This window comes from Phaeobacter italicus (assembly GCF_019801785.1).
Lineage (GTDB): Bacteria > Pseudomonadota > Alphaproteobacteria > Rhodobacterales > Rhodobacteraceae > Phaeobacter > Phaeobacter italicus.
Genome location: NZ_JAHVIJ010000004.1, coordinates 182,557 through 200,254, shown reverse-complemented (window position 1 = coordinate 200,254; position 17,698 = coordinate 182,557). Strand labels below are relative to the sequence as shown.

The 17,698-nt window shown below is 61.8% G+C and carries 19 protein-coding genes and 2 tRNA genes; 12 read left to right on the top strand and 9 right to left on the bottom strand.

Features of this window, described 5'->3' with window-relative positions:
• The 3 genes from KUV39_RS11165 to KUV39_RS11155 all read left to right on the top strand — a co-directional run bounded on the left by KUV39_RS11165 (position 1) and on the right by KUV39_RS11155 (position 2,334).
• Complete coding sequence (locus tag KUV39_RS11165; RefSeq protein WP_008559593.1) at positions 1-1,389, top strand: sensor histidine kinase; 1,389 nt, start codon at positions 1-3, stop codon at positions 1,387-1,389.
• A 134-nt stretch (positions 1,390-1,523) separates the two neighbouring features.
• A tRNA-Arg gene (locus tag KUV39_RS11160) sits at positions 1,524-1,600 on the top strand.
• Between the two features lie 239 nt (positions 1,601-1,839).
• On the top strand, positions 1,840-2,334 hold the full coding sequence (locus KUV39_RS11155) for a GNAT family N-acetyltransferase (protein ID WP_222459801.1): 495 nt from the start codon (positions 1,840-1,842) through the stop codon (positions 2,332-2,334).
• Between the two features lie 327 nt (positions 2,335-2,661).
• On the opposite strand, the gene KUV39_RS11150 is transcribed toward KUV39_RS11155, so the two are convergent.
• From KUV39_RS11150 to KUV39_RS11125, 6 genes are all read right to left on the bottom strand, one after another.
• Positions 2,662-3,657, bottom strand: a complete 996-nt coding sequence (locus KUV39_RS11150; RefSeq protein ID WP_050674376.1) for an ABC transporter ATP-binding protein — start codon at positions 3,655-3,657, stop codon at positions 2,662-2,664.
• Positions 3,654-4,688, bottom strand: coding sequence for a Gfo/Idh/MocA family protein (locus KUV39_RS11145; RefSeq protein WP_222459800.1), 1,035 nt, complete (start codon positions 4,686-4,688; stop codon positions 3,654-3,656). The genes KUV39_RS11150 and KUV39_RS11145 overlap by 4 nt, the downstream gene beginning before the upstream one ends.
• A 112-nt stretch (positions 4,689-4,800) precedes the next feature.
• Complete coding sequence (locus tag KUV39_RS11140; protein WP_046212200.1) at positions 4,801-5,640, bottom strand: carbohydrate ABC transporter permease; 840 nt, start codon at positions 5,638-5,640, stop codon at positions 4,801-4,803.
• Positions 5,641-5,652: 12 nt separating this feature from the next.
• Positions 5,653-6,567 carry a carbohydrate ABC transporter permease gene (locus tag KUV39_RS11135; protein ID WP_008560149.1) on the bottom strand — a complete coding sequence of 305 codons (915 nt, stop codon included), beginning with the start codon at positions 6,565-6,567 and terminating at the stop codon, positions 5,653-5,655.
• A 62-nt stretch (positions 6,568-6,629) separates the two neighbouring features.
• The gene (locus tag KUV39_RS11130; RefSeq protein ID WP_222459799.1) at positions 6,630-7,883 is read right to left on the bottom strand and encodes an ABC transporter substrate-binding protein; all 1,254 of its coding nucleotides are present in this window, start codon (positions 7,881-7,883) and stop codon (positions 6,630-6,632) included.
• Positions 7,884-7,898: 15 nt separating this feature from the next.
• The gene (locus tag KUV39_RS11125) at positions 7,899-8,807 is read right to left on the bottom strand and encodes an N-acetylmuramic acid 6-phosphate etherase (protein ID WP_222459798.1); all 909 of its coding nucleotides are present in this window, start codon (positions 8,805-8,807) and stop codon (positions 7,899-7,901) included.
• A gap of 150 nt (positions 8,808-8,957) precedes the next feature.
• On the opposite strand from KUV39_RS11125, the gene KUV39_RS11120 reads away from it, so the two are divergent.
• From KUV39_RS11120 to KUV39_RS11090, 7 genes are all read left to right on the top strand, one after another.
• Complete coding sequence (locus KUV39_RS11120) at positions 8,958-9,866, top strand: glucosamine kinase nucleotide-binding domain-containing protein (protein ID WP_244998336.1); 909 nt, start codon at positions 8,958-8,960, stop codon at positions 9,864-9,866.
• Positions 9,863-10,618 carry a GntR family transcriptional regulator gene (locus KUV39_RS11115; RefSeq protein ID WP_008560113.1) on the top strand — a complete coding sequence of 252 codons (756 nt, stop codon included), beginning with the start codon at positions 9,863-9,865 and terminating at the stop codon, positions 10,616-10,618. The genes KUV39_RS11120 and KUV39_RS11115 overlap by 4 nt, the downstream gene beginning before the upstream one ends.
• 29 nt (positions 10,619-10,647) lie before the next feature.
• Positions 10,648-11,676 carry an SIS domain-containing protein gene (locus KUV39_RS11110; RefSeq protein ID WP_222459797.1) on the top strand — a complete coding sequence of 343 codons (1,029 nt, stop codon included), beginning with the start codon at positions 10,648-10,650 and terminating at the stop codon, positions 11,674-11,676.
• Positions 11,673-12,806: an N-acetylglucosamine-6-phosphate deacetylase gene (nagA, locus tag KUV39_RS11105; RefSeq protein ID WP_222459796.1), complete on the top strand. Its 1,134-nt coding sequence runs from the start codon at positions 11,673-11,675 to the stop codon at positions 12,804-12,806. The genes KUV39_RS11110 and nagA overlap by 4 nt, the downstream gene beginning before the upstream one ends.
• A 199-nt stretch (positions 12,807-13,005) precedes the next feature.
• The gene (locus KUV39_RS11100) at positions 13,006-13,590 is read left to right on the top strand and encodes a YceI family protein (protein ID WP_008561705.1); all 585 of its coding nucleotides are present in this window, start codon (positions 13,006-13,008) and stop codon (positions 13,588-13,590) included.
• A gap of 53 nt (positions 13,591-13,643) precedes the next feature.
• Positions 13,644-14,180, top strand: coding sequence for an RNA polymerase sigma factor (locus KUV39_RS11095; RefSeq protein ID WP_222459795.1), 537 nt, complete (start codon positions 13,644-13,646; stop codon positions 14,178-14,180).
• Positions 14,170-14,958: an anti-sigma factor family protein gene (locus KUV39_RS11090; protein WP_222459794.1), complete on the top strand. Its 789-nt coding sequence runs from the start codon at positions 14,170-14,172 to the stop codon at positions 14,956-14,958. The genes KUV39_RS11095 and KUV39_RS11090 overlap by 11 nt, the downstream gene beginning before the upstream one ends.
• Before the next feature lie 203 nt (positions 14,959-15,161).
• Here the strand turns inward: KUV39_RS11090 and KUV39_RS11085 are convergent, their stop codons facing one another.
• Positions 15,162-15,542 carry a VOC family protein gene (locus KUV39_RS11085; RefSeq protein ID WP_222459793.1) on the bottom strand — a complete coding sequence of 127 codons (381 nt, stop codon included), beginning with the start codon at positions 15,540-15,542 and terminating at the stop codon, positions 15,162-15,164.
• A gap of 39 nt (positions 15,543-15,581) precedes the next feature.
• On the opposite strand from KUV39_RS11085, the gene KUV39_RS11080 reads away from it, so the two are divergent.
• On the top strand, positions 15,582-16,124 hold the full coding sequence (locus tag KUV39_RS11080) for a winged helix-turn-helix transcriptional regulator (RefSeq protein WP_222459792.1): 543 nt from the start codon (positions 15,582-15,584) through the stop codon (positions 16,122-16,124).
• Between the two features lie 131 nt (positions 16,125-16,255).
• On the opposite strand, the gene KUV39_RS11075 is transcribed toward KUV39_RS11080, so the two are convergent.
• Both KUV39_RS11075 and KUV39_RS11070 read right to left on the bottom strand, forming a co-directional pair.
• Positions 16,256-16,331 (bottom strand) — tRNA-Ala (locus KUV39_RS11075).
• 196 nt (positions 16,332-16,527) lie between these two features.
• Positions 16,528-16,854 carry a TIGR02300 family protein gene (locus KUV39_RS11070; RefSeq protein WP_046211815.1) on the bottom strand — a complete coding sequence of 109 codons (327 nt, stop codon included), beginning with the start codon at positions 16,852-16,854 and terminating at the stop codon, positions 16,528-16,530.
• A gap of 100 nt (positions 16,855-16,954) precedes the next feature.
• On the opposite strand from KUV39_RS11070, the gene KUV39_RS11065 reads away from it, so the two are divergent.
• Positions 16,955-17,647 carry a M48 family metallopeptidase gene (locus KUV39_RS11065; protein WP_222459791.1) on the top strand — a complete coding sequence of 231 codons (693 nt, stop codon included), beginning with the start codon at positions 16,955-16,957 and terminating at the stop codon, positions 17,645-17,647.
• Positions 17,648-17,698: the final 51 nt, after the last annotated feature.

Sequence of the window (17,698 nt, the reverse complement as noted above, 5' to 3'; positions counted from 1 at the left end):
ATGCTCAACACGCTATCAGGCCGATTCCTGATCCTGACCACGGTCTTCGTGATGTTGGCCGAGGTTCTGATTTTTGTCCCGTCCATCGCGCGGTTCCGGCTGGATTACCTGTCGGACCGGCTGGAGCGGGCGCAGATCGCGTCGCTGGCGTTGCTGGCGGATGATATGCTGGAGACAGAGCTGGAGGCGGAGCTGCTGGAAAACGCGGGCGTCTTCAACGTGGTGCTGCGCCGCGACGAGGTGCGCCAGCTGGTGTTGTCCTCGCCCATCCCCTCGCCCATTGCAGGCACCTATGATCTGCGCAACAGCAGCCCGTTTTCGTTGATCGGGCAGGCCATGCAACGGTTGCTGACCCCTGAAAATGAAATCATCCGTGTCATCGGCTCGCCCGTGCGCGAGGCGGGCCTTTTGATCGAGATCACCATCGAAACCAAGGGGCTGCGCGCCGCCATGATCGACTATGGCGTGCGCATTCTGCTGCTGTCGGCGGTGATCTCTATCTTTACGGCGGTTTTGCTGTTTGCGGCGGTGCGCCGGTTCATGGTGAAGCCGATCAAGGGCGTTATCGGCTATATGCAGCGCTATGCGGCGGCGCCGGAGGATGCCCGCGGGATCATCCACCCCAGTGCCGGTGTGACCGAGCTGCGCGAGGCCGAAGAGGCGCTGATGAAGCTGCAGACCGAGCTGACGCAGGCTCTCAAGCAGCGCGAGCGTCTGGCCCAGCTGGGAGGGGCGGTGGCCAAGGTGAGCCACGATCTGCGCAATATCCTGACCTCGGCACAGCTGTTCACCGACCGGATCGAGATGAGCGAAGACCCCCTTGTGCGGCGGTTGGCGCCCAAGCTGGTGAATTCGATCACGCGCGCGGTGTCGCTGTGCGAAGGCACGCTGGCCTTTGGCAAGGCAGAGGAACCGGCGCCGACCTTTGCCCGCGTCACGCTGCATGGGCAGGTCGAGGATATCCTTGAGGCCGAGGGGCTTGCGAACCGGGACAAGGAACTGGTCACATTTGAAAATGCGGTGCCCAGTGATCTCAGCCTGCGGGCGGACCCTGAGCAGCTGTTCCGCATCGTCATGAACCTCGTGCGCAATGCCCGTCAGGCCATCGAGGCCACGGGCAAGGCGGGGCGCATCACCATATCGGCCCGCGAGGACGGGGAAAGCTGGTGGATCTCTGTTGCGGACACCGGGCCGGGCCTGCCTGCAAAGGCGGCAGAGAACCTGTTCACCGCCTTTCAGGGCAGCTATCGCAAGGGGGGCACCGGCCTTGGGCTGACCATCGCCAATGAGCTGGCCCGCGGTCACGGCGGCATGGTGGTTTTACGTGAAACAGGGCCTGAGGGCACCGTGTTCGACATCTGCCTTCCCAAGGGGGACGGCACGATCTGAGCGGGATTTATCCACAGAAGCCTTTGGTTTTCTGATGTTTTTCCGGGGTTCGGCAGATAATTCGAGAAAAGCTGCAGGTTTATGACATTTTGGGGTTGCGCCCTGCGCCCAGCCCCAGTAAACCCCGCCGCAGTGGACCGATAGCTCAGCTGGATAGAGTACTTGACTACGAATCAAGGGGTCGGGGGTTCGAATCCTCCTCGGTCCGCCACTACCCCCTCATTGTTGAAGATCAGTCAAAGCTGACACCCGTGTCGTGTCGCTGACCCAGGTTGCGAGCTGCACACGATGGCGGACTTTCGCGGATAGTGCAGAGAATGCCCAGTCAGAGCCCAGAGTGACGGATGCTGTAGGGTGAACGAATGGTGACTTTCGTAAGATCCGCTGACATGGAGCAGGTGGTTCAAGCGAGTGTTTGCAACTAAGACCCAAGATGCTACCGAAAATGTCATGAAAATACGTGATGAAATTCCTGGCGATGAAGCAACGATACACGAACTGACCAAAATCGCCTTCGCTGCTGTCGAAATGAGCGATGGCAGTGAGCCACGAATTGTGGATGGCCTGCGTAAGAACGGCGACCTCACGCTCTCACTTGTTGCTTTGAGCGATGACCAGATTGTTGGTCACATCGCTTTTTCTCCGGTGGAAATCTCTGAAGCCAGTGGGCAATGGTACGGCCTTGGGCCAGTCTCAGTTCACCCGGAACATCAACGCGCAGGTATAGGGCGGCAATTGATCGCAACCGGTCTTGAGCGGTTGCGATCACTCAATGCCGCGGGCTGTGTTCTTTTGGGCGATCCTGGCTATTATAGCCGGTTTGGCTTCTTATCTCCCGGTGATCTTACATTCGGTGAAGTGCCGACCGAGTACGTCCAGGCACTTGCGTTCGGTCCAGAACCGGCCAGAGGCGAAGTGCGGTACACATCAGCTTTTGGAGGCTAGTTTTCTTGCCCGCTGACTTGCTTTGCAGGACTGACTAAGCAGGAAAACTGACGTCGGAATTATCGGTGCGAACGCCCGCATCGTTCCGCGCTACTGACCTCCATCCGGATCACCGTGATGGCCCGGTTTGGGGCGAAAATGCTTGGCAGCTGGTCGGGATAGCTTGGCACGGTTGACGTGGTGTCTGGCGCGATTGTGACGCGTCAGGGCCAGCCAACTGGCTGACGCACTTGTTGGTTGCGGTGTGTTGTTGGCTGCGGTGTGTGGTTGCTGCACGAGGAGGCAGACCCGCCCAGGCGGATCTGCAGCGGTGGGGTCTTGTGGTGATCAGCGCAGGCGTTGGCCGTCCTGTGCAAAGTAATAGGCGCGGGCGGGGTCGTAGCCGAATTGGGCGTTCTCTCCCGGTGCGATGGCGTGCTGGCCGAACAGCCGGATGGTGAGCGGCGTGGTCTGGGTTTGCAAAATCACATTGGTGTCGCCGCCCAGATGTTCCACGTGAGAGACCGTCCCTGCAATCGGGCCACCCCCTTCGAGGCGGATGTCTTCGGGGCGCAGACCCATTTCGCGCGGGTCATCCGGCGTCAGGGTGCTGGCGGGCAGGAAGTTCATCGACGGCGCCCCAAGGAAGCCCGCGACAAAGCGGTTTGCCGGATCATTGTAGAGATCCATCGGGCTGCCGATCTGCTCTACCCGACCGTCGCGCAGAACCACGATCTTGTCCGCAAGGGTCATTGCCTCTGTCTGGTCGTGGGTGACGTAGATCATCGAGGCCGACAGCTGGCGGTGCAGATTGGCGATTTCGATGCGGGTGTTCATGCGCAGGGCCGCGTCAAGGTTCGAGAGCGGTTCGTCAAACAGGAACAGTTTGGGCTGGCGTACGATGGCACGGCCAATGGCAACGCGCTGTCGCTGGCCCCCGGACAGCTCTGACGGGTAGCGGTCGAGATACGGTTCCAGCCCCAGCATGCGGCTGGCGGTTTCCACGCGCTCTTCGATCACGGCTTTGGACTGGCGTTCCTGTTTCAGCGCAAGGGTCAGGTTGCCGCGTACGTTCAGGTGGGGGTAGAGCGCATAGCTCTGGAACACCATCGCGATCCCGCGTTTGGAGGGCGGGGTCAGATTGACCTGCTCGCCTGCGATATGGATTTCGCCCGATGTTGCGTCTTCCAGCCCTGCAATCACCCGCAACAGGGTGGACTTGCCACAGCCGGAGGGGCCGACAAAGACCACGAACTCGCCGTCTTCGACCTCAAGGTTGATGTCTTTCAGGACGTGGACAGGGCCAAAGGATTTGTTGACGTTCTTCAGCGACAGGGCGGTCATGGGCGGGGCTCCTCAAGAGAAACGGGTTGGCCGGTGCGGATGCTTTCATCCGCGGCCAGGCAGATGGCGAGGGATTGCACGGCGTCGGTCATATGGCGTGTGAGATCAATGTCTTCGGCGATGGCGCGCAGCATGTAGGCCTGTTCCGCATCGCACAGGGCCTGGTGGCCCGGCTCATCCGGTAGGTCGATGCTGTGGTCGCCGCCGGGGCGGTGCACCAGAATGCTGCCGACGCGCGTATGGCCGTCCACATCGGCAGAGGCGCCTTTGTTGCCGTCGGTGATGGAGACGGATCCGTTGGGGGAAATGATGTCTTTCACAAAAAAGGCGGTTTCCGACATCATCGGCCCCCAGCCTGCCTCGTACCAGCCGACGGAGCCATCAGCGAACACCACCTGGAACTGGCCGTAGTTATACATGTCGGCAGCGATTTCATCCGACAGACGCAGCCCCATACCGTGGACGCGGACCGGTGCGGCGTCGGTGATCTGGCACATCACATCGACGTAGTGCACCCCGCAGTCCACGATGGGAGAGGTGGTCTGCATCAGCGCCTTGTGGGTTTCCCATTCGGCGCCGCTGGATTGCTGGTTGAGGTTCAGGCGAAAGACATATGGCCCTCCAAGCCCGCGGGCTTCAGCGATCAGGCGGACCCAGCTGGGGTGGTGGCGCAGAATGTAGCCGACCACCAGCTTGCGGTTGGTTTCTTGTGCTTTTGCCACCACGCGGCGGGCGTCGGCGACGGTTGTGGCGAGCGGTTTTTCGACAAAGACATGCGCGCCTGCCTCCATCGCGGCCACGGCGTAGTCGGCATGGCTGTCGGAATAGGTGGCCACGACCACGAGGTCCGGTTTGGTCTTGTGCAGGGCGGCGTGAAAGTCGGTAAAGACAGGGTAGCCCTGCAGGTCGGGGTGGTCGACGGTGCCGGAGCGGTTCACCAGACCGATGATTTCGGCATCGGTGTGGCCGTGATGGGCCAGCGCGTGGGACAGGCCCATATTGCCAAGGCCTGCGATCAGGACGCGGGTCATGAGCAGACTCCTGCAAGAAGATCAGGGCAAGCGGTCTTGCGCGGCCTAAGCCGGGGCGCTTCACGCCCCCAAGCGGACGGGAGCAGGCCTGTTGATGCAAGGGCTGAACAGATCATTTCACCGCCCCCGATGTGATGCCGCGGATCAGCTGGCGGGAGAAGATCACATAGAGGATCAGCACCGGCAGGATTGCCATCGACAGCGCCGACAGAACCGCGTTCCAGTCGGTGACGAACTGCCCGATAAAGACCTGGCTGCCCAGGGTCAGCGTCTTGGTCTCTTCGGCCGGGGCCAGGATCAGCGGAAACCACAGATCGTTCCAGATCGGGATCATGTTGAACACGGCGACGGTGGCCATCGCCGGGCGCACCAGGGGCAGCACCAGTCGGAAGAAGATGGTGTATTCGCTGAGCCCATCGATGCGGCCTGCGTTTTTCAGATCGTCGCTCACCTGTTTCATGAATTCGCTGAGGATGAACACCGCCAGCGGCAGGCCTTGGGCCGTGTAGACAAGGATCAGCGCCCAGAGGGTGTTCACCAGTCCTGTCGCCACCATCATCTCAAGGATCGCAACGGTGCCGATGCGGATCGGGATCATGATGCCAAGGGCCAGATACAGCCCCATCAACGTGTTGCCCTTGAAGCGGTATTCACTCAGCGCATAGGCCGCCATGGCGCCAAACAGCAGCACAAGCGCCAGTGAGGCGACCGTGACGATCAGCGAGTTCTGGAAATAGAGGAAGAAATCGCCCTGTTTGAGAACTGTCTGGTAGCCGATCATCGAGAAACTGTCGGCATCCGGCAGCGCCAGTGGCTCGCGGAAGATCGCCTTGCGCGTCTTGAAGCTGTTGATGAGGATCACAAAGACCGGAAACAGCGCAATCAGCGTGTAAAGGATCAGCGCGCCGTGCATGGCGAACGCGTTTAGGGGGTTTGTGCGGGCCTTGTTCATGGTCCGACCTCCTTACAGCTGGTAGCGGCGCATCCGGGTCTGGATGCCAAAGAGATAGATACAGACGCCGACGAGGATGATCGCAAACATCGCCCCGGCGATGGCCGACCCCATATGCGGATCGCCCAGCTGGAGTTGGAAGCCAAAGAACGTGCGATACATGAAGGTGCCCAGGATATCGGTTGAATAGTCGGGCCCAGCCAGCGCGCCTTGGGATGCGTAGATCAGGTCGAAGGCGTTGAAATTGCCAACGAATGTCAGGATCGAGATGATCCCGATTGACGGCAGGATCAGCGGCAGCTTGATCTTCCAGAAGGCGGCCAGACCAGTGATGCCGTCGATTTCACCGGCTTCCAGGATTTCTTCGGGGATCGACAGAAGGGCGGCGTAGATCAGCATCATCGGAATGCCGACGAACTGCCATACAGAGATGAGCGCCAATGTGGTGAGGGCGTATTCTTCCTTGCCCAGCCACGGGGCAAACAGGGATTTGAGACCAACCGCGTCCAGCATTGAGGGGGCAATGCCCCAGATCGGCGAGAGGATCAGTTTCCAGGCAAAGCCGATGATGACAAAGCTGAGGATGGTGGGAATGAAAATCGCAGAGCGGTAAAGCGCGGCAAAGCGAAGCCGTGGATGGCTGAGGATCGCGGCGAGCGCGATGCCGATCGGGTTCTGTACCAGCATATGAACCAGGAAGAACCAGAAGTTGTTGCCCAGAGCGTTCCAGAACTGCTCGGCCCAGATGGGGTCAAAAAACAGGGTGCGAAAATTGTCCAATCCGGTGAAGATCCGCTCCTGATCGACGCGGCTGTAGAGCGCGAGCCGCAGGGTATTGAACAGCGGAAAGATCATCACGGCAGAGTAGATCAGCACGGCAGGCGCCAGAAAGACGGCGATATGCCAGCGGACGCGGGGCTTGGTCATGGGGAGTCTCCTGAGGTGTCCGGGCGGCAGTGCACCGCCCGGAGACAATTGCAGCGCAGGGGTTACTGCTGCGGTGCGTACCAGCTGGCCAGGCCATCCTGCAGCTTGGCGCCCAGCTCTTCAGGCGAGGCCGTGCCCTTGATGGCAGCGACCGATGCGCCCCAGGTCTCGTTTTCGAGGTTCGGCGTGCCGCGGGACAGGATCTGATAGGTGGAGCGGATGGTGCTTTCACACTCGCCACGCCAGCTGACGAATTCCTTGGCCAGCGGATCGGCCAGTTCGACAGGTTCCTTGGACAGCGGGAAGAAGCCGGGCAGGGCGTTCCCGAAGATCGACGCAAACTCCGGCGAGCCGACCCATGCAAGGAAGGTCTTTGCGGCCTCTGGGTGGTCGGTGGCCGCATTCATGCCGATTCCGATATCGGTGTGGTCAGAGATATAGCAGGTGTCGCCTGCATTCTGGACCGGCGGTTTGAAGGCGCCCATCTGGAAATCGGCCTGGGTGTTGAAGCCCGAAATCTCCCACGAGCCTGCGGGGTAGATGGCGGCGCGACCAAGGGTGAACAGGTTCTGGCTGTCCGGATAGGTCTGTGCCTCATAGCCATCGCCGAGATAGGGCGCCCATTTGGCAAGGGTCGCGTAGGGGGCGGTCCAGGCCTCGTCGGTCAGTTTCTGCTCGCCTGCGATCAGAGCCCGGCGGCCTTCTTCGCCTTTCCAGTAGTTCGGGCCGATGTTGTTGTAGCCCATCGTGGCGGCTTCCCACTGGTCGTTGGTGCCCATCGCCATCGGGATATACGTGCCGTCTTCGCGGATCTTTTCCAGCGCGGCAAAAAACTCTGCTTCGGTCTCGGGGGCGTCGATGCCGAGTTCGGCAAAGGCATCGGCGTTGTAGATGAACCCGTGGATCACCGAAGCCATCGGCACGCAGAAGCTGGCGGAGCCATCATCGGTCTGCCAGGCGGATTTGGCCACGTCGGAGAAGTTGTTCATCGCCTCCATCTCGTCGAGATCGGCCAGGTGGCCTGCTTCGAACAGGGCGAGAGAGGCGTCAAAGGGGCGGCAAGTGATCAGATCGCCCGCAGAGCCTGCATCAAGTTTGGAGTTGAGCACCGCGTTATATTCCGCAGGGGCGGAGGGGGTGAATTTCACCTTGATGCCGGGGTGTTTGGCTTCGAAGGCGGGGATGATCTTGTCCTGCCACAGGGTCAGGTCGTCGTTGCGCCAGCTTTCGATGGTGAGCGTCACATCCTCGGCCCAGGCCGCGGTTGCCGTCAGCGCCGTTGTTGTCAGCGCAATGGTAAGAGACTTTCGTAGCATTATTTCCTCCCAAGGTTAGTCTGTTTTGTTTTGTCTTTTCGGTAGTTCCAAAAGCGCGGGGCGCAGCCGCCCGGCGCTGTCTTGCAACAGAGTGAGCGCATGTCCGACAGAGGTGGCGCCCGCGCAGATCAGCACTGCGGGCTTTACCGCGCCACCGGTCTGATCGAGGGCGATTTGCGCGTCGGTCGCGCTTGCGCCGGTGATCCGGCTGACAATGCCGACGGCGCGGGCGCGCAGTTTGCTGTTGTCTGCGCGCAGGTTCACCATCATGCCGTCATGCACATGGCCCAGCTCAACCGCCATCAGGCTGGACAGCATGTTGAGAGCGATTTTCTGGGCCGTGCCGGCGCCCATTCGCGTCGAGCCGGAAATCAGCTCTGCCGGGGTTGCAAGCGCGATGGCATGGTCTGCCTGCTCCAGAAGGGGGCTGCCGGGATTGTTTGCGATGCCGATCAATGCGGCCCCCGCGGCCCCCGCCAGACGCGCGGCTTCCAGTGTGAAGGGGGTTGTGCCGCTGGCGGATACGGCGATCACCGTGTCCTGCGGGCCCAGCTGTGCGAGCTGTTCCGAGAGGCCGTGGATGTCATCCTCTGTGTCGCCGGGCATATGAGCGGATTGGGGAAGGCCGCCGGCCATCAGGATATGGATGCGGCTTTCATCAATGCTGAAGGTGCCGCCCAGTTCCATTGCATCTGCTGCCGCCATCAGGCCGGAGGAGCCCGCCGCGACATAATAGAGCGATCCGTCAGAGGTGAGGCTGCGCGCCATTGCGCTGGCGCCGCTGCAGATGGCGGAGATGGCCTGCTGGGGCGCTTCTGCGGCCTCTCTCTGCCCCTTGGCAAGGGCGCGGGCGGCGTCTTTCAGCGTGGCATCGCTCAGCTTGTGCGCATCCGGGTGCACTTGCTCTGTGGTGTGTGGCAGCACGGTTTCTCTCCTCGTTGGCCAAAAGCATACCTATACAGTACCATTTGTCTACAAATATTTTTTGAAGCGTAATTGGTTGGTGAAAACAGTCTGTTAGGTCTGGTTTTGGAGTATATTGGACTGGTTTTGGTATTTACACGAGGGTGGTGGATGCGTATAGGTATGGTCATGAACCTGCCATATCCTCATCCAATCCTTTCCCCTGTGGTCGCCGTTGACGGTGGCGGAACAACCTGTCGGATCGCCTGCGTTAGTGCGCAGGGGCGATGTGTCGTTGAGGTTGGCCCTGCCAATGTAAGCAGTGACTACGATGGCGCCCTTGGCCGTCTTCGTGACGGAATTGCCGAGCTGGCGAGCCATGTGACCGGCGGCGCAGAGGCGCTGTACGGGGCGCCTGCGTATCTTGGTCTGGCCGGTGTTGCGAGCCCGCGAATCGCCGCCCGCGTTGCGGCGGATCTGCCGTTTCAGGTCGTGCGGGTGGAAGATGATCGCCATCCTGCCCTGGCGGGTGCGCATGGCGACGCAGACGGGGCGATTGCCCATTGTGGCACCGGATCGTTTCTGGCCTTGCAAGCGGGTGGGGCGCGTCGCTTTGCCGGAGGGTGGGGGCCTGTTCTGGGCGACGAGGCGTCGGCGCAGTGGATTGGTCGCCGGGCTCTTGCGGTGGCGCTGAACGCCCATGATGGCCTTGCGGAGCAAAGCGATCTGACCCGACGCTTGCTTGCGGATTATGACGGCACGGGCGGCATCGTTGCCTTTGCCGCTGAGGCCCCGCCACATGAGCTGGGTCAGATCGCGCGGCGGGTGACTGCGGCTGCGCAGGCCGGGGATGTGGCTGGCCAAGGGTTGATGCGGGAAGGCGCAGCCTATCTGTGGCAGGCGCTGGGCGCGATGGGATGGACACCGCAGATGGCGTTGTGCCTGACGGGCGGGATTGGTCCGCTTTATGCGCCCTATCTCCCACCAGAGGCGCAGGCCGCGATTGTTGCGCCCAAGGGAGCGCCGATCGAGGGTGCGATTGCGCTGGCTTACGCGCTTCAGAAGGAGCAGGCACAATGAATGCGGCGGCGTTTCTTTCCCCAGATGAGTGGCTCGAAACCAGCGGTGGGCCGCGATACGTGCGTCTGCGGCAGAGGCTGGAGCAGGGAATTGAGGATGGCGTTCTGCCGCCCAACTCTTCGCTGCCGCCAGAGCGCGAGATCGCCGATATCACCGGTCTGTCCCGCGCCACCGTGCGCAAAGCCATTCAGGAGCTGGTCAAGCAGGGGGCGATTGTGCAGCGGCAGGGGTCCGGCTCTTTCGTGCGGGATGCGGCGCCGCGGCTTGAGCAGTCGCTGTCGCATCTGACGTCCTTTACCGAGGACATGCGCCATCGCGGGATGGAGACCAGCTCCAAGTGGTTGGAGCGGGGCGTCTTTCTGCCGTCTGCCGAGGAAATAGAGGTGCTGGGCCTGCCTGCGGATGGGCAGGTGGCGCGGATCTGTCGCCTGCGCGAGGCGGGGGGGAGGCCGATGGCGGTTGAGCGGGCCTCGCTGCCGCTGGATATCCTGCCCAACCCGCTGGCGGTGCGCGATTCTCTTTACGATCTGCTTGGCGAAAGCGGCAGTAGGCCAGTGCGCGCAATTCAAAAGATTTCAGCCGTCAACCTGGCGGAAGAAGATGCGACCCTCTTGGGGGTTGCCGAGGGTGTGGCCGGGCTCAGCATTCAGCGGATCTCATATCTTGAGAGCGGCCGCGTGGCTGAGTTCACCAGATCCAATTATCGCGGTGATGCCTACGATTTCGTGGCAGAGCTGCGGCTGACACCGTGATCCGGACACCTGATGGAAAGGCTGCCACGATGACCCCGAACCCCACCCTGATGCGTCAGGAAATCGAAGAAATCCCTGTCGCCGTTGAGCGTCTGTTGACCAAGGGCACCGATGCGCTGGCTGCGGCTGTGGCTGTTGCCGAGCGGGAGGGGCCGCGGTTCGTGATCTCTGCGGCGCGCGGTTCGTCCGACCATGCCTGCACCTATCTGAAATACGCAAGCGAGCTGCTGCTTGGCCTGCCTATGGCCTCGGTTGGCCCGTCTGTCGCCTCTGTCTATGGGGCTGAGTTGAAGGCTGCGGGCGCGTTGTGCCTGTCGGTGTCCCAGTCCGGCCAGAGCCCGGACATCGTGCAGCTGACCAAGAGCGCGCGCGCCTCTGGCGCCAGTACGGTGGCGATTACCAATGATCCGAGTTCGCCGCTTGCCCTGGCAGCTGAGGCGGCGCTGCCGCTGCATGCGGGACCAGAACGCAGTGTGGCGGCGACCAAGACCTTTGTCACCTCGCTGGTGGCTGGTCTGTGGCTGCTGGCAGAACTGAAAGGCGATGGCGATTTGTTGGCGGCTTTGCGCAGCTTGCCCGAGCATCTCGACAAGGCCACGCGGTGTGATTGGAGCGCCGCTGCCCAGGCGGTCACGCAAAGTTCGCTGTTCACGCTGGGGCGGGGGCCGAGCATGGCGATTTCCAATGAGGCGGCGCTGAAGTTCAAGGAAACCTGCCAGATCCATGCAGAGAGCTATTCCTCGGCCGAGGTGCTGCATGGGCCGGTGTCGATTGTGGCGGGTGGCTTTCCGGTGATTGCCTTTGCTGCCAAGGATGCGGCAGAGCCGCTGTTGGCGGAGGTGGCTGATACGCTGGCGGCCAAGGGCGCGCAGGTGTTTGCGACCAGCCCGTTGGTCAAGACCGCGCAAGAGCTGCCCCATGTCAGGACCGATCACTGGCTGACTGACCCGGTGGCGGCCATCGTCTCGTTCTATGCGATGGTTGAGCAGGTCGCGGTGCAGCGCGGGATCAACCCGGATGCGCCCCGCCATCTGCGCAAAGTGACGGAAACGGTATGAGCGGCCCGGCAACCATCTATCACGGTGGATCCGTCTTTGACGGTGTGGCCTTGCAAGAGGGGCTTGGCCTGCGCGTCGAACATGGGGGCGTGGCCGCGATCGGACCTGTGGCCAGCCTTGGCGCGGGAGAAAGGGTGGATCTGGGCGGTGACATTGTGGCGCCGGGCTTTGTGGATCTGCAGGTGAATGGCGGCGGCGGGGTCATGTTCAATGATGATCCATCGGTTGATACGCTGCGTCGGATTGCTCTGGCCCATCGCGGGCTTGGCGCGACGGCAATTCTGCCAACCCTGATCACGGACACGCGGGAGAAGACCGTTGCTGCGATTGCGGCCGCCAAGGCCGCGATTGCTGCGGGAGTGCCGGGGATTGCCGGGCTGCATCTGGAGGGGCCGCATCTGTCGGTGGCTCGGAAGGGCGCGCATGACGCCGCGCTTATCCGCCCGATGGAAGAGGCCGATCTTGCGGCATTGATTGCGGCTGCGCAGGACTTGCCTGCGCTGATGCTGACGCTTGCGCCGGAGAACGCCACCACGGATCAGGTCAGGGCATTGGTTGCAGCCGGGGCTGTGGTGTCATTGGGGCATACGGACGCCGGGTTTGCGACCTGCCTCAGATATGCCGAGGCGGGCGCGCGTTGCGCCACCCATCTGTTCAATGCCATGAGCCAGCTTGGCAATCGCGAGCCGGGTCTCGTGGGGGCTGTTCTGGCCAGTGGTGATCTGAGCGCGGGTCTGATTGCCGATGCGATCCATGTCCACCCCGAAGCCATGCGCGCGGCCTGGGCTGCAAAGCGGGGACCGGGGCAGATCTTTCTTGTGAGTGACGCGATGGCGCCTGCGGGAACAGATCAGACCGCGTTTGAGCTGGAAGGCCGACAGATCTGCCGTGTGGACGGCCGACTGACGCTGGCCGATGGCACATTGGCCGGGGCGGATCTGGATCTGATCACGGCGCTGCGGGTGCTGCACCACAAGGTCGGCGTGCCGTTGGAACAGGCGCTGGCGGCAGCGACGCGTGTCCCGGCCGAACTGATGGGGCTGGCGGGGCTGGGGCGGCTCTGTCCCGGTGTGACCGGCCCGCTGATCCGGATTTCGGCTGACCTCTCTGGCGTCGACGTCCTGTCCTGAGCCGCAGGGTGGCGTTTGTCGCCTGCGCTCTCCCTCTCCCAGATGTGAGCGAACGTGCAGCCACATGCCCGGCTGGATCGGGCATGGTGCAAGTGTTCGCAAAAATGCAGGGGCGGGCAAAAAAGTTCAGATGGATTCCGGCGCTGGCGCGTTGTGTCTCATAGGAACGTTTTTGTTCTGGTCTCTTGGGAGAAGGCACATGAAGAAATTGTTGGCATGCGTAGCGGCCTGTGTGGTGTCAGCCAGCGCCGCCTTTGCGGGCGGGCACAGCGTCTGGTCTGCGGTTGAGGATCAATCGCGGGTGGCATTCGGCTCTATCAAGGGCAATGACTATGGCGAGGTGCATCATTTCACCTCTGTCGCCGGAACGGTTGGCGAAGATGGCGCTGTCACCATCAGCATTGATCTCGGCTCTGTCGAGACGAACATCGACATCCGAAACGAACGCATGATCGAACATGTTTTTCGCGCGGCTGCCCCGACTGCGGTGCTGAGCGGTTCGGTCGAGCTGGATGATTTCGAAGGTCTGGCGGTGGGCGATACCGCGTTGACCGATTTTGAGGGGGTGCTGAGTTTCGCCGGGGTGGAGGCGGATGTCGAAGCCGAGATGCTGGTCGCACGGCTGGGCGAGGACAAGGTGCTGGTGACGACGGCCGATTTCATCGTTCTGTCCACGGATGATCTGGGCATTGATGCGGGTATCGACACGCTGAAGGAGCTCGCAAGTCTGGACAGTATCACCCGCGCTGTTCCCGTCACGGTCCGCATGGTGTTTCAGAAATGAGCCTGCGCCCGACCCCTGATCTGACAGATACTGGCAGAGGGTGAGGTCGGGCGATGGTGTCGTTTTTCAGGCGTAAACCTTCTGATGCGGCTGTACGCGAGGGGCTGAGCCAAGTGTTCCCGCGGGTCTGGCGATATGCGCTCAGCCTTACGGGATCACGGCCAGAGGCCGACGATCTGGCGCAAGCGGCCTGTTTGCGGGCGATGGAGCGGGCCGACCAGTTTCAGCCGGACTCGCATCTGGACAGATGGGTGTTTCGCATTGCCCATAATCTATGGGTGACAGAGGTGAGACACAGGCAGGTGCGCAGCGGCAATGGACTGGTCGGGATCGAGACGGCAGAGATCGTTGACCCCACGCAGGACAGTGACGTGCTGCAAGAACGGCGCGAACTGTTGCAGGCCGTCCTGCATCTGCCGGAGGTGCAGCGCCAGGCGGTGGTTCTGGTCTATGTCGAAGGCTATTCCTATCGGGATGCTGCCATGATCCTGGATGTTCCTGTCGGCACCCTGATGAGCCGGTTGGCGGCTGCGCGGGCCGTTCTGGCGCAGAAGTTCCGCACTGAGAAAGGGGGGCGGAATGCACGATAGATATTTCACGGACGAGGAACTGGTCGCCTATCTGGATGGGGAAGCGGATTTCGCGCCCGTGGCAGAGATCACCGCCGCCCTGGCGCAGGATCCCGCGTTGCAGGCGCGGTTGGCGGCGTTGGAAATTGACAGGGCGGCGCTGGCCGAGGGGTTTGCGGACCTGCAACCTGAGGCGGGCCTGCGGTCTGTTGCAGTCCTTTCCCCGGGTGCGCGGCACGGCGGCTGGTCGGGTCAGATTGCAGACCCAGCCCCCCACGGCAGAGCGGGCCTGAGGTCGGGTTTCTGGGGTGGGGCGGTTGCCGCCGCCTTGGTGGTGGGGGTGTTTCTGGGGGCCGCATTAAGCCCGTCGCGCGATGGTTGGGCAGAATATGTTGCCGCCTATCAGGCGCTTTATTCCAATAGCACGCTTGCCCATATCGACGTGCCGACCCCGTTGCAGCAGGCAGAGCTGGACCGGGTCGCGGCCTCTATCGGCAAGAGCATGTCGGTCGAACATTTGCAGATCTTTCCGGACGTGCGCTTTGCCCGCTCGCAGATCCTGAGCTTTGAGGGGCAGCCCCTGATCCAGCTTGCTTTTCTGACCAGCACGGGGGACCCGCTGGCGCTGTGCATCATGCGGGCCGAAGAGGGGGCAGAACGCGCGCCAGAATTGCGCCGAATGGAGGGGTTGAGCGCGGCGTTGTGGCAGCAAGGCGGGTATCGCTACATCCTGATCGGCGGCGAGGATGACGCGCTGATTGGTCGAATGTCTGCCAGCCTTGCGGCAATGAATGTCTGAATGCTGATTTGGTTTGATCCGGGGATGTCATCCCTCCCCCGGATCAGGGCCCGCCGGGCCGGAGAGGTCTGCGCTGGGGGGCGCAGACCTCTCTTCTTTTTCAGTATTTGCCCCTGTTAGAGCCTGATAAGCGCAGCCTGCGACCGGAAAGACCGGAGCGACCACTGGCCTTTATGGGTGGCGTGCTGATCTGGAGCTGCGTCTTATTCGTTCCCGCCTGTCAGATCCTGCGCGAGCATCAGCGCATTGCCATCGGGGTCATAGAAGGTCGCGGTTTTGACCATGCCCTCGATGACGTCAGTGTCGCCGTCAAATTTCACCTCAGCCTGCTCCAGCTTGTGTCGGGCGGTGTCCAGATCGGCAATCCCAAAGACAGGCACGCAGTTTCCCGGCGCTGGCTTGGTGTGTTCACCGAACCCGATGACAACGCCCGGGGTGTTTGTCTGAACCTCGGACCAGCCCGCGTCATCTGCGTGATACAACAGCTCAAACCCGAGCATGGTTTCGTACCATTTCGCGCTTGCGTGGCGATCTGCAACGGACATGGCGATGGTGATGGTCTGATCAACGGAAATAAGGGACATGGGGTTTCCTATCTTTTAAAAATATACTAACTATACTTTATGGACATTGGATTGTTTGTCAACATCACCTCAAGGGCCTGGGCGATGCCCATCTTGTCGAGCCTGCATTCGGGTGTCGCGGGGCGGCAGGCGCCGCTCTTGGCGGCCACGGGGGCAGGGCGGACGGCCTTTGCGCAAAGTCTCGATCATCTGATTGAGCTGGGCCTTCTCGAGCGCAATCCGGGCTACGGGCATCCGTTGCGGCCAGAGTTCCGGCTGACGCCGCTGGGCAGGACCGTTGCAGCGATGGCTGACCGGGTGCGCGATGTTGCGGCAGAGGCCGATTGGCCCCTGTTGCGCCGATCCTGGACTTTGCCGGTTCTCGGCTCTCTGCATGAGGCGCGACATTTCACCGACATCAAGCAGCAGCTGCCAAACATTACCGACCGGGCATTGTCGCAGTCGCTGAAGGCGATGGAGGCGAAGAGTTGGGTTCTGCGCAGCGTTGATGGTGCTGCCCGGCCGCCAAGATCGACTTATGAGGCCGTGAACACGGGCGGGCAGATCAGTCGGATCATCGCGCCTGAGATCGTTTTTGCCTAAGCGCTCCTGCGGTTGGCGGGGTGATCTGACATGCCGCGCGCGGATATAGCGGCCGGACCTGTTTGGCGCGCAAACAAAAGGCAAGCTGATCCCGAGAGGGAGGCTGGATTGAGTTTTCAGAGAAGGATGTTTGGTGGAGCCTAGCGGGATCGAACCGCTGACCTCCTGCATGCCATGCAGGCGCTCTCCCAGCTGAGCTAAGGCCCCAAACCAACCGCTCTGCGATGCTGCGTCGCGGTGTGTGACGGTGATTTACGGGACAGGGCGGCGGGCCGCAAGCGGAAAATGCATCCCTGTCACAATTTTTTTGACTTCCCATCCAGAGCGAGCGGAACACCGCGATCGAGAGGCAAAAGGGAGGTCCGGGGGAGGTGGTTAAACCTCCCCCAAGGGTCTGAAGACCTTAGGAATCGTCGTCTTCGGACGCGACGTCTGCGATCTCGTCGAGGGAGACGTTATCCTCGTCATCATCATCGTCCAGGACGTCGTCACCGAGGTCCATATCGACGTCATCTGCATCGTCCAGTACCACGTCATCGGCGTCGACGGTGTCTTTTGCCTTGCGGCTTGCGGCGTCCTCTGCGTCGGCTTCGATCATGCGGCTTTTGCCGCTGTCCAGTTCGACAACCTCACCGGTGTAGGGGCTGACGATCGGGTTCTTGTTCAGGTCGTAAAAACGTTTGCCGGTCGTCGGGCAAACGCGCTTTACACCCCATTCTTCCTTGGGCATGTGGATCCCCTTGATTTTCTGCTGAGTCGGTTCGACGATTCAGGTGCCTTGCCATATGCGCCGGGTGCTGTCAAAGCCTTTGCCAAAAGGGGAGGCCTTCATGGCTGATCATCACCTGCCGGGAGATCCGCCGGTTCCGCTGACGCTGCGCCGCTCTGCGCGGGCGCGCCGGATCAGCCTGCGCATCTCAGGGCTGGATGGACGGGTGACGCTGACCCTGCCGACGCGGGTGCCGGACCGTGAGGCGCTGGCCTTTGCCCGGGAAAAGGAAAGCTGGATCCGCAGCCATCTGGCAGGACGGCCCGAGGCTGTTGCCGTGACCTTTGGTGCGGTGCTGCCCATTGATGGCCAGCCCCGTCGGATCGTCGCGGGATCTGGTCGCCGCATTCTGTTGCAGGATGGCGCGTTGATGGTGCCCGATCTGCGCAGCGATGCCGGTCCTGGCCGTCGCATTCAGCGGTACTTGCAGGAACTGGCCCGCGATCGGCTGGCAGAGGCATCAGACCGCTATTCTGCCGCTTTGGGGCGGTCTTACAGCCGGATCACGCTCCGCGATACGCGGTCGCGCTGGGGGTCCTGTTCGTCGGAAGGGGCGTTGATGTATTCCTGGCGGCTCATCCTCGCGCCGCCTGAAGTGCTGCGTTACGTGGCCGCGCATGAGGTCGCCCATCTGCAGGAGATGAATCACTCGCAGGCGTTCTGGGATCTCGTGCAGGGGCTATATGGCAACTATGACGGGGCCCGGGGCTGGCTGCGCAGTGAGGGCAATCATCTGCACCGCTTTCGGTTCTGAGGCGCAGATTGTCGCCGGGGTGTCGCCCTTTTGATTGACGGGCCGCTGTTT